Origin of the sequence: uncultured Chitinophaga sp. (assembly GCF_937874145.1) — a bacterium.
In the GTDB taxonomy this organism is placed as follows: domain Bacteria; phylum Bacteroidota; class Bacteroidia; order Chitinophagales; family Chitinophagaceae; genus Chitinophaga.
The window spans coordinates 1-11006 of the sequence record NZ_CALNBI010000440.1 but is presented as its reverse complement, the minus strand read 5'-3'; the positions used below and the strand labels follow the sequence as shown (position 1 = coordinate 11006).

The window sequence follows — 11006 nt, the reverse complement described above, 5'->3', positions numbered from 1 at the left end:
CGGGATGCTGAGCTCCCCGGCGCCGGGGTCCGTTTCTATCTCGGTGGTGAGCCGGTGACGGAAACGTACTTTTTCTATATCGAGGTACAATTGCAGATACTGAAGCTCCTCGCGCAGGGGGATCCAGGTCTGGTCTTCGCGCTTGAGCGTTCCGCGGAGGAAGTCGCTCAGCTGCTGGATCATCATCCGTGCTTCTTCCGGCCGGATGGACACGAGGGCGTTGATGGAATTGAGGCTGTTGAACAGGAAGTGCGGCTGCAGCTGCTGGCGGAGTTTGTAAAGCTCCGCTTCACGGGCCAGCTTCTCCGCCGCGTCTTTGCGGGCCAGCGCCTGGCGCTGTTCTTCCATCTCGTACAAAATGAAACTCAGGAACCCCGCGCCCGTGAGCAACAGCCATCCCAGCGCGAACCTGACCGGCGCCGTGTCCGATAACCATTGCTGGTACACGAGGTCTTTCGGGAAAACGTTCCGGAGAATCACCAGCGTGAGCATGAGCCAGAGGATGGTGATGACAGTGGTGAGGACCACCACGTAAACGTAGCGCATCCTCACCGGCCTGTAATAAGCCTGCATCTGGGTGATGGCGGCCACCGCGATGAACAGGAGAATGTTATGAATGTTGGCGTCCATCCAGGCGTTGGTGCCGTCTATCCCCAGCCAGTACCGCATGATAAAACCATGCACGGCGGAAAAGAGGCAGCAGGCGATGAGGAACGTCCAGCGTAAAGGTTGTTCTTTGAGCAGATGCGTGGCCAAGGGAGCTGATTTCCGGATTAAAGATTCAGTTCAAACATCTTCTGGGATTGCAGCTGCGCCGCTTTCATCTGCAGGAGCGCCACGTAGCTGTTGGCATTGTCGGGCTCTTCCACGCGGGAATAGATCTCCATGCCGTCTTTCAGCTCGTCGAGCGTATGCAGTTCGGGAACGTTGATATAGCGCCATTCCACGAGTTCTTCGCGCTGGTTGCGGAAAGCATACTGCTCCTGCTCCCCGATCTGCACCGCCTTTTTCCAGGCCTCGGCTTTGCTCGTTGCGCTGATGAGGCGCAGCTGCTCGTCGAATTGCGGGAGGTGGTCGCCGGTGCCGCAAACGATCTGATATACGATCTTGGCTACGTACCAATACATGTTTTAAAGGTTTTCGGTGATGGAAAGGATGGATGGATGGATCTTGGGGCTAACAAACGATGTCTGAAAGATGGCGGAAGGAAAGGATCAATAACTTTTCAGGTCTACTCCCCCGAAAGTGCAGGAGCCTTTCAGGATGAGCACTTTATCGGTTGCGAGGGCCGGCGGGATCATGCGCTTGTCTTCTATGCCGCCGAACACGGTGTTCACGTCTACTTTAACATCCCAGCTCGAAGGCACGATGATCTCCACGCCGCCGAACATCGTCGTGATGTCGAGCGTCACTTCGCCCTGTATATCGGCCTGTGAGAAGTTCAGCTCCGTACCGCCGAACATGGTCGTAATGCTGCCACCCTGGAAATTCTTGGAAAGGATCACTTTATTGGTGCCGCTGAACAGCGTGGTGGCGTGGATGTAATCGTTCGTATTGGCGGAATCGTCGGCCGAGAAAATCTTTTCATACTGCTGCCGCTTGCTCGTGGCCCGCCCGATAATATAAACCCCTAATACAATGAGGGTGGCAGGCCAAACGAACCGCCGTACGTTCCATTCGTATGGGAATATATCGCCTATCAGGAAAACACAGCCGATAAAGGTAACGATGAACCAGGCCACGCCCTGAAACTTGCCCTTCACTCCCATCACGAAGCCGACGGCGATAAGGATCATCGGCCAGGAGAACAGCCAGTGGGGCATTTCGAGGCCCATTCTTCTCAGTAAAATAAACAGCCCGACGCAGAGGACGATGACGCCGGCCCAAAGACCGCTGTTCCCGGTTTCGTATCGACGATTATACTTGCTCATAAGTTGTAGTGTTTGCGATTTTTTGTGTGATGATTGATGATGCAAACATACGGAGCGCATATACGCCGGTCAACCCCATACAGGCAGGCAGGGGTGGATTTACCGGTAAAAACGGGAAATTCGCCGGTGAAACCGGTCTAGAGCTCCACTACAACGGATTCACCGCCCAATTTGCGGATAATGGGCGGCAAAGCGGCCACCATGGCGTCGGGACCACAGATATAAAAGTGCTGTTTGAAGTTTTTGACCTTGTCGCGGAGGTATACTTCATCGACCCGGTGGTGGTCGTACCCCGGCTGGGCTTCCGATGTGAGGGTGTTGATGAAATTGGCCCCCAGGATGCCGCGCAGTTCCTCCTCCAGGATGATGTCTTCCCGGGTTTTATTACTGAAAATCAACTTATTATCTCCCACCTTGCCATCTTGCTGCAATTGCCGTAAAATGGCGATGAACGGGGTGATGCCCGCGCCTCCTGCTATGAACACTCCTTCTCCCTGGTATTGGATGGCGCCCCAGGGCTCGTGGATGATCAGCTGGTCGCCCGATTTAAGCTGGCCGAGCTGATGGGTGACGCCTTCGTGGTCGTCGTATATCTTGATGGTAAACTCGAGATGGTCCCAGTCGTTGAGGGCGGTAAAAGTGAAGGGCCGCAGCTGGTCGTCCCACCCGGGCAGGTTGATGGCCACGTCGGTAGCTTGTCCGGGGATGAAGGTATACCCCTGTGGTTTGCGGAATTGGAAGCGTTTTACATCGTGCGTAACGGGGGTGATATCTATTATTTCGACAATATGTTGCTCCATTGGGTCCTGATTTTGCGGGTCAGACAATTCCCCCGAATTTAAGTTAATTCTCACAATTGGGGGGTCCGGGACCGTTGTAAATGTGTTACCTTTGCGGTGCAATAAAGAACAAGCAATATGCCGGCAGAAAAAATTCAGATGATCAACGGGCAGATCAAGGTTCCTGCCCATCCTATTATTCCGTTTATTATCGGTGATGGCATCGGTCCGGATATCTGGCGCGCGAGCGTGCGGGTGTTCGACGCGGCTGTGGAGAAAGCCTACGGCGGTGAGCGGAAAATTGAATGGAAAGAAGTACTGGCGGGCGAGAAGGCCTTCCAGGCAACGGGCGAATGGCTGCCCAAAACGACATTGGACGCGTTGAAGGAATACCTGGTGTCTATCAAAGGCCCGCTGACGACCCCTGTGGGCGGCGGCATCCGTTCCCTGAACGTGGCCATGCGCCAGGAGCTGGACCTCTACGCCTGCGTGCGCCCTGTACGCTGGTTCAACAAGGTTCCCAGCCCCGTGAAGCACCCCGAAAAGGTGGATATGGTGATTTTCCGGGAGAACACGGAAGACATCTACGCCGGCATCGAATATATGTATGGCACCGAAGGGGCCGGCAAGCTCCTGAAATTCCTCACCGAGGAACTGGGCGTGAACAAGATCCGTTTCCCGGAAACTTCTTCCTTCGGCATCAAACCGGTGTCGAAGGAAGGTACCGAGCGGCTGGTGCGCGCTGCCATCAAATATGCCATCGAGCATAAAAAACCTTCCGTTTCCATCGTACACAAAGGCAACATCATGAAGTTCACCGAAGGCGGCTTCAAGAACTGGGGCTACGAACTGGCGCAGCGCGAGTTCGGCGACTACGTGTACACATGGGAACAGTGGGAGAAAACGAAGAAAGAACAGGGAGAAGAGGCGGCCAACAAGGAAATCGCGGTAGCGAAGGCCCATAGCAAGATCATCGTAAACGATGTGATCGCCGACAATTTCCTGCAGCAGATCCTCCTGGCGCCGCAGGATTATTCCGTGATCGCCACCCTGAACCTGAACGGCGACTATATCTCCGACGCGCTGGCAGCAGCAGTAGGCGGTATCGGCATCGCGCCCGGCGGCAACATCAACTACGCCACCGGCCACGCCGTGTTCGAAGCCACCCACGGCACCGCGCCCCGCTTCGCCGACACCGACACCATGAACCCTTCCTCCGTGATCCTTTCCGGCGTTATGATGCTGGAATACCTCGGCTGGAAGGAAGCCGCCGATATCATCACCCACGGCCTCAGCACCGCCATCATGCGCAAACGCGTAACCATCGACTTCTACAAGCTGATGGACGACGCCACGCTCGTGAAGACCAGCGAGTTCGCCGACGAGATCATCAAGCAGCTCTAAAATAGCCTTAACAGCGATTTTCCCGCCACGATTACGTTTTTTTGAAGGATAATACTATCTTTCGACATTCAAATAACATCATTTGATAGAAAAACGTAATCCGTAGCGGGATTTCGTGTCTCATAAAGATTTTATAAGAAGAAACACAAAACATTAAATCGATGTCACAAAAAATCAAAGTTGCAAACCCTGTGGTTGAACTGGATGGCGACGAAATGACGCGGATCATCTGGAAGTTCATCAAAGACAAACTGATCACACCGTATCTCGACCTGGATATCAAATATTACGATCTGGGCATGGAGCACCGCGATGCCACCAACGACCAGGTGACTATTGACGCAGCCAACGCCATCAAACAATACAACGTGGGCATCAAATGCGCCACCATCACCCCCGACGAGCAGCGCGTAGAGGAATTCAAGCTGAAACAGATGTGGAAATCGCCCAACGGCACCATCCGCAACATCCTCGACGGCACCGTATTCCGCGAGCCCATCGTGATGAAGAACGTGCCCCGCCTCGTTCCCAACTGGACCGCTCCCATCTGCATCGGCCGCCACGCTTTTGGCGACCAGTACCGCGCTACCGACTTCCTCACCAAAGGAAAAGGCAAGCTCACCATCAAATTTGAAGGCGAGAACGGCGACGTGCAGGAGTTTGAAGTGTACAACTTCAAAGGCGACGGCGTTGCCCTGGCGATGTACAATACAGACGAGTCCATCTACGGCTTCGCCCGCGCCTGCTTCAACCAGGCCCTGATGAAGAAATGGCCCCTGTATCTCTCCACCAAGAACACCATCCTGAAAAAATACGACGGCCGCTTCAAAGACATCTTCGAAGATGTATACCAGAAAGAATTCAAAGCCGAATTCGATAAAAACGGCCTTACTTACGAACACCGCCTGATCGATGACATGGTGGCCTCCGCCCTGAAATGGAACGGCAACTTCGTATGGGCTTGTAAGAACTACGATGGCGACGTGCAGTCCGACACCGTAGCACAAGGCTTCGGTTCCCTCGGCCTCATGACCTCCACCCTCGTTACGCCCGACGGCAAAACGATGGAAGCGGAAGCCGCTCACGGCACCGTAACCCGCCACTACCGCGACCACCAGGCCGGCAAACCCACTTCCACCAACCCGATCGCTTCCATCTTCGCATGGACCCGCGGCCTGGAATTCCGTGGCAAGCTGGACGGCAACCAGGAGCTCATCAACTTCTGCCACGCCCTCGAAGCCGTGTGCATCGAAACCGTAGAAAGCGGCAAGATGACCAAAGACCTCGCGGTTTGCATCCACGGCAACAAAGTAGAGCACGGCAAGCACTACCTCTACACCGAGGAGTTCCTCGAAGCGCTGGACACCGCGCTGAAAGCCAAACTCGCCAAGTAATCAGCTACCCTGATATACCCAAAAGGCCTCCCTCCCGGAGGCCTTTTTTCATGCCATCACCCCAACAAAAAGCCCCCGGACAAAAAAGTCCAGGGGCCGGATTGCTAACATACGAACAGAAAACTAAAACTTCAGTGTATCCGGTTTTGAGGCATAGAAAGTGTCGATGGCCGAACGGACGGGTTTGTAACCGGACAATACGCTGACCGGTTCCCCTTCGCGGCATCCCGGGTTTCCGCCTCATCCGCTTCCGTAAGCACCGTTTGTTCGCGCCCGTCCAGACCGGTATAAATGATCCGCGAACCGGTGTGCACCGTATCCGCTGTGGCCCACTGGATAACGAGTGTCTGATCCGCTTCAAACCATTTTGAAATGACGCCGCGGTTGCGCAGCCCGCTCTCGTAACGCGCGCCGTAGCTGCGGACACCAGACAGCGGGGCGGGCACGGAAACATTGCCGGCACCATCCAGCGCGTACACCTGGAAATCGTAGCTGTCTTCAGCCAGGCCGTTCACCGTAGCTGTCAGTGTTTGCGAAGGATCGTGCGAAGTAGCGGGCACTTCCTGCGAGGAAGCACCGCGGTTCCACGTGATCTTATAAGTTTTAACGGAAGGATCGGCGCTGGGATGCCAGGTAAAACGGATGCGGTCCCTGCCGGGCATAGCTTCCAGCTGACGCATCACACCGGGATAAACTTTCTCCTTTTCGCCGAGGTATTCCCGGTAATCAGTCGCCTGTTTGTCGCAGGCTGATAATCCTCCCAGCAACAGGATCGCTGCCATGATTGCCGAATAGGATGTATGAGGATGGATGGATTGCATGTGCTTGTCGGTTTTGCGTTATTGTTGCCCCCAGAAAGAGATTTCGATCATATGCCAGAAGTTGGTGTTGGACCAGGTTTCCAGTACCTGGAAGCGGATATAGCGGACCTTCGGTGAGCCGGGCGGTATGTTGAATTCAAAACCGTTCCTGCCGAATGCCACATCTTCCGCCGTGTTGTCGTAAGGCGGCCTGCCGGAAGGTTTGGCGGGAGCTTCGAATTCGCCGAGCATCGTCCACCCGTTGAAGCTGCCGTCTGCCGCGGGCCTTTCATTGGTACCCCATACGCGCCATCTTTTCGGGTTGCCGTGCGAGAAGTCGTACCAACCGCCGCCGCGCTGCCAGGTTTTGAAACGGCTGAGATGATAGCTCACGCCCATGTCGAAGGTGATGTGCTTGGGTAACGCGCCGATGGTAGTGGTGTGGAAGCCGGTGCTGTTGGGATCGGTGTTGCCGTCCCACAGGTAATGCATGTACCATTGGTAATCGGAAGGCTCGTCTCCCGGAACGCTCATGTCCGCGAACTTGCTTTTGTCGATGAGCTCTTCGAAGAGCGGGGTAATTGTTTCAAACAGCGTATCGGAGCTGTTTCCCCAGCGGTCTACGATATAGACGCCGAATTCGCGGGGCTCGTTTTCGTAGCCGCGAACACTGAAAGCTACCTGTTCGTTGGTAGTATAGCGGCTTTCGATGGGTTTGAATTCGCCGTTCTTGTCTTCGGTAATCACGATCACGCCGATCTTTTCGCGGAGGGTGTTTTGGCAGGCGATGAAAACGCCGCCGAAGTCGGGCTCGATCCGCACCGTCGGCATCACCAGCTGGTGCACCGGCGTTTCGGGGTTCACCTTTACGATCACCGGTTCGGACTCCACTTCTGCGCGCGATACGGTGGTGAGCACCACTTCATATTCTTTCTTCTCTGCGAAGCCGCTTACTTCCACTTTATTCGTGTAGTAAGAGACCTGCGTCTGCCGCGCTAGCACGTCGTTGGTTTTGTATTTCGCCCTTACGTACAACAGGTTGGAAGAATTCGGCAGCGTATAGGTGATGGTGGCAGCGCCGTTATGGTTCGTTACCTGCACATTGGTAACGGGCCCTGGTTTGGCGCCGTCTTTTTCGGTGGGTTCGTTGTAGGCGTCATCCTTAAAGCAACCACCCCATGCGCTTGCCAGACCCAACAGGCCCAGCAGCGCGAATATCTTGGTTTGTGAAGTCTGCATGTTGATTAATTTTTGTTGAAGAAGGAAAGCAGGATTACCATAAAGGCGTTTGCACGAGGTTGGGATTGATGGTCAGATCGGCGTCGCTGATCGGCCATAAATACTCACGGGTGTTGTACACCGGCATGATGATGGTTCGCGGCTGGTAATATCCCGCTACGGTTTCCTCATACACGCTCCAGCCCTGTATGGGCTTGGCCAGGTACTCTTTCATTTCCTTCCAGCGGCGCATATCCCAACCGCTCTGGCTTTCGAAAGCCAGTTCGATCCTTCTTTCCTGGTGAATAATCTGGCGCAGCCCTTCTTTGCTATTGAACTTGCCAGGATTGTTGGAATAGGTGGCCCAGGATTCTTCCACTGTTTTCAGCTTCGCCCTTTCCCGTACTTTATTGATCCAGGTCAGCGCCTCCGTCCGGTTGCCGGCTTCGTTCAGCGCTTCGGCGTACAAGAGATACATGGCGGCCAGGCGGATGCGTGGCACCGCGAAGGGCACGGGCAGGCTGCGGGCCAGGAACTCGCTCTGGTACGGCACGAGCTTTTTGGGCCAGTACCCGGTGGAATTTGTTTTCACGATCATGGCGGCGCCGCTGATCTGCTTCATTTTGCCTTGAACGTATTGCTGGTTGTCGTCGTCCAGCGTACCGTTGCCGAACCAGTTGCTTCCATCGAACCCGAGGCTGGCGTAGAAGCGGACTTCCCGGTTCATATTGAGGCCGGCCGTTTGATAACCGTTGCGGATATAATACCGGTGCGCTTCGTCGCTGGCGCGCGGGATGTACCGGCTGCCGTAATCCCAGGTTTTGTCTTCATTGATGGGCACGCCGTTATTTGTATAAAACATTTCGGCGATGGCCAGCGGGGCGGCCAGGCTGCCCCAGATCACGTCGTTGGTCTGGGATTCCGCCGCCATTTTGGGGATACAGATATACTGCCAGTCGCTGTTAACTGCATTTGCGCCCCAGATCACCTCGTCATTGAACAGGTGCGTGACAGCACCCTGGAATGCGAGGAGGTTGATGGTAGAATCGCTCAGGCCGGTGAGATTGGCCGGCGGCACGAAAGGATAGAGTTTCCGGCCAACCGCATGCGCCTCCTCGATGGCCTGCTGACAGGCTTCCGCCGCCAACACCCATTTGTTGGGATCAGCCATCGTGGAAAACAGCGGTTTGTTTTCCTTCGAACTGAAATTAATGTAGTCGGGATTGCCGTTGAACAATGGACTTGCCTGCCAGGCGAGCGCTTCTGCTTTCACGCTCATGGCGGCCGATCGCGTAACCCGTCCCAACTCGCTGGCTTCCGATGTAATGATGCGCGGAAGGCCGGCAGCAGCTTCATCCAGCAATTGCACGATGTAATTGAAAACGGTGTCAACATGCTCACGCTTCACCCGCACTTCTTCGATGGAGGCATTCACCGGCTGATTCTTGCGGATGACCGGGATCGGTCCGTACATGCGCACCAGCCAATAATGGTAGTAGGCTTTAAGAAATTTAGCCTCAGCAATCCAGCGCGCCTTTTCGTTCACACTCAGGTCTACCGGTTTATCCACGTTATCGAGGAAAATATTGCAACGGCGGATCGCATCGTAAAGATTTACCCCGGCATTGTTGCCGCTCCAGAAGTCCAGCTCAACCGACAGTACATTGTTCCCGCTGCGAAGCATCCGGAATCCCATGTCTGCGTTGTTTTCTACCGGGAAAGGATGCAATAGTTCGCCGCCGGTCGTGAACGCGGGGTCGGACCAGGCGTAAAAAATGGATTTCTGCAGCGTGGCGTAACACGTGAACAGGTAATTTTCTGCTTCGTTCCGGTTACGGAAAGCGTAATCGATCGTTGCCACGTTGTCCGGCACCACTTCCAGGTATTTCTTGCAGGAAGAAAAACTGCCGAGCAGCACGGCCGCCACTATCCAGATACGTATGTTGAATTTCATGATTTGCATTTTTAAGCTACAGGTTGACGTTGATACCAAAGTTGAACACTTTCTGCACCGGGTAAGACAATCCCTTACCGGCCATTTCCGGATCCCACAGCTTGAAAGCGCTCCAGGTATGCAGGTTCAGCCCGTTAAAATAGATACGCAGGTTCTCGATGTGCCAGCGTTTGGTGATATGCCGCGGAACGGTATACCCGGCCTCTACGCTTTTCAGGCGCAGGAAAGCCCCATTGCGCATGAACCAGGTATTCGGAATGGTCACTCCCTGCGATGGCGATGGCGCCGAGTTATAATTATGCGTATGGGATAACCGGGGCATCATCGCATAGATGTTTTGGTTTTCCTCCGACCAGTGATTTTCCGCATATGCTTTCAGGATTTGCGCATTGGCGACAAATGGCATCGTGCTTTCGAGATACGCACCGCTTGCCCTGTCTACGTCAGATACGTCGATGAAGAAAGACTCGCGGCCCAACCCCTGGAAAAATGCAGACAGGTCGAATTGCTTGTATCCCACCGAGAAGCCGGCGCCGTATACCAGCTCAGGCGCAGTAGGCATGCCGATGGGCACCATATCGCGCTCGGTGATCTGGCCGTCGCCATTTACGTCGCGGTACTTGATGTCGCCGCCACGGGTCACGAAACCGTTAAAGTTCTGCCGAGGTGAATTGGCCACTTCCGCATCATCCACGAACAGCCTCTCCGCAATGAATCCGTACACCTGGTTGATGGAATTACCGATACGGGAACGCCAGGGCTCGTTGAATTTGGGCTCTTCGAACTGCTTGAATTCGTTGGTGGCAAACGTCAGGTTACCACGAACGGCCGCCCAGGCGTCTTTCCCAAAATTCTGTTTATAGTCCAGCGACAGGTCGATGCCTTCCGACACCGCCTCTCCGATATTGGCGCTGATGCCCGCTTCGAGGCCAGAGGTGCTGGGAATGGAAGTCCTTTCCTGCAGGATGTTGGTCCGCCGCTGGCGGTATATCTCCCCGATGAAATTGAGTTTGTCGAAAAACGACAGCTCCAACCCGATATTCGTCTGGTGCGAAGTTTCCCAGGTCACATCACGGTTGTCATAATTGATTATGGAAACCCCGTTGCGGGAATAGGCGTTGTTCCGTCCGAAAGTAGCACCGTAGCCCGAGTTCATGTTAACTTCAGACATATAGAAAAAGCGCTGCTGACCGATGGCGTCGTTGCCAACCAATCCATGGCTCGCACGGATCTTGGCTCTCGTTACCACATCGCGCAGCCCTTCCCACATCTTTTCGTTGGACATTACCCACGAAGCGCCGATAGTCGGGAAGAATCCGAAGCGGTTGTTGGAAGAGAACCGCTCGCTGCCATTATATCCGAAGTTGAACTCGAGGAAATAACGGCTCAGGTAAGAATACGTAGCGCGGCCCGCCAGCCCGAGGTTTCGGTACGGCAGGGAAGTCTGCAGCGTTGACCCGTCGGTATTCAGCGTTTGCTGACGGGTACCGATGAGCGTACTGCTGATGGTATGATCGCCGAAAGAA

The 11006-nt window shown here is 54.6% G+C and carries 10 protein-coding genes; 2 read left to right on the top strand and 8 right to left on the bottom strand.

Going from position 1 to position 11006, the window contains the following annotated elements; translation table 11 throughout:
* The 4 genes from Q0510_RS21190 to Q0510_RS21175 all read right to left on the bottom strand — a co-directional run.
* The coding region (locus tag Q0510_RS21190) for a histidine kinase (RefSeq protein ID WP_298716082.1) at nt 1-756 on the bottom strand (756 nt) is incomplete at its 3' end.
* Nucleotides 757-773: 17 nt separating this feature from the next.
* Nucleotides 774-1127: a DUF4288 domain-containing protein gene (locus Q0510_RS21185; RefSeq protein WP_298716080.1), complete on the bottom strand. Its 354-nt coding sequence runs from the start codon at nt 1125-1127 to the stop codon at nt 774-776.
* 87 nt (nt 1128-1214) lie between these two features.
* Nucleotides 1215-1931, bottom strand: coding sequence for a DUF5668 domain-containing protein (locus tag Q0510_RS21180; RefSeq protein ID WP_298716079.1), 717 nt, complete (start codon nt 1929-1931; stop codon nt 1215-1217).
* Nucleotides 1932-2068: 137 nt separating this feature from the next.
* Nucleotides 2069-2731, bottom strand: a complete 663-nt coding sequence (locus Q0510_RS21175) for an FAD-binding oxidoreductase (RefSeq protein ID WP_298716077.1) — start codon at nt 2729-2731, stop codon at nt 2069-2071.
* Nucleotides 2732-2848: 117 nt separating this feature from the next.
* Here Q0510_RS21175 and icd point away from each other — a divergent pair, with 117 nt between their 5' ends.
* Both icd and Q0510_RS21165 read left to right on the top strand, forming a co-directional pair.
* Complete coding sequence (gene icd, locus Q0510_RS21170; protein WP_298716075.1) at nt 2849-4114, top strand: NADP-dependent isocitrate dehydrogenase; 1266 nt, start codon at nt 2849-2851, stop codon at nt 4112-4114.
* Nucleotides 4115-4275: 161 nt separating this feature from the next.
* Entirely contained in the window at nt 4276-5508 is a 1233-nt protein-coding gene (locus tag Q0510_RS21165; protein WP_298716074.1) for an NADP-dependent isocitrate dehydrogenase, read from the top strand.
* Between the two features lie 131 nt (nt 5509-5639).
* Here the strand turns inward: Q0510_RS21165 and Q0510_RS21160 are convergent, their stop codons facing one another.
* The 4 genes from Q0510_RS21160 to Q0510_RS21145 form a co-directional block, all read right to left on the bottom strand.
* Nucleotides 5640-6290: a DUF4998 domain-containing protein gene (locus Q0510_RS21160; protein WP_298716069.1), complete on the bottom strand. Its 651-nt coding sequence runs from the start codon at nt 6288-6290 to the stop codon at nt 5640-5642.
* A 57-nt stretch (nt 6291-6347) separates the two neighbouring features.
* The gene (locus Q0510_RS21155) at nt 6348-7547 is read right to left on the bottom strand and encodes a DUF5000 domain-containing lipoprotein (protein WP_298716067.1); all 1200 of its coding nucleotides are present in this window, start codon (nt 7545-7547) and stop codon (nt 6348-6350) included.
* 34 nt (nt 7548-7581) lie between these two features.
* Nucleotides 7582-9480: a RagB/SusD family nutrient uptake outer membrane protein gene (locus tag Q0510_RS21150; RefSeq protein ID WP_298716065.1), complete on the bottom strand. Its 1899-nt coding sequence runs from the start codon at nt 9478-9480 to the stop codon at nt 7582-7584.
* A gap of 16 nt (nt 9481-9496) precedes the next feature.
* On the bottom strand, nt 9497-11006 hold a 1510-nt coding region (locus Q0510_RS21145; protein ID WP_298716063.1), incomplete at its 5' end, for a SusC/RagA family TonB-linked outer membrane protein.

Bases quoted from the DNA above. Each gene is read 5' to 3' on its own strand.
- Q0510_RS21155 (WP_298716067.1), bottom strand. From the start codon at position 7,547: ATGCAGACTTCACAAACCAAGATATTCGCGCTGCTGGGCCTGTTGGGT.
- Q0510_RS21150 (WP_298716065.1), bottom strand. From the start codon at position 9,480: ATGAAATTCAACATACGTATCTGGATAGTGGCGGCCGTGCTGCTCGGC.
- Q0510_RS21175 (WP_298716077.1), bottom strand. From the start codon at position 2,731: ATGGAGCAACATATTGTCGAAATAATAGATATCACCCCCGTTACGCAC.
- Q0510_RS21185 (WP_298716080.1), bottom strand. From the start codon at position 1,127: ATGTATTGGTACGTAGCCAAGATCGTATATCAGATCGTTTGCGGCACC.
- Q0510_RS21160 (WP_298716069.1), bottom strand. From the start codon at position 6,290: ATGGCAGCGATCCTGTTGCTGGGAGGATTATCAGCCTGCGACAAACAG.
- Q0510_RS21165 (WP_298716074.1), top strand. From the start codon at position 4,276: ATGTCACAAAAAATCAAAGTTGCAAACCCTGTGGTTGAACTGGATGGC.
- Q0510_RS21180 (WP_298716079.1), bottom strand. From the start codon at position 1,931: ATGAGCAAGTATAATCGTCGATACGAAACCGGGAACAGCGGTCTTTGG.
- icd (WP_298716075.1), top strand. From the start codon at position 2,849: ATGCCGGCAGAAAAAATTCAGATGATCAACGGGCAGATCAAGGTTCCT.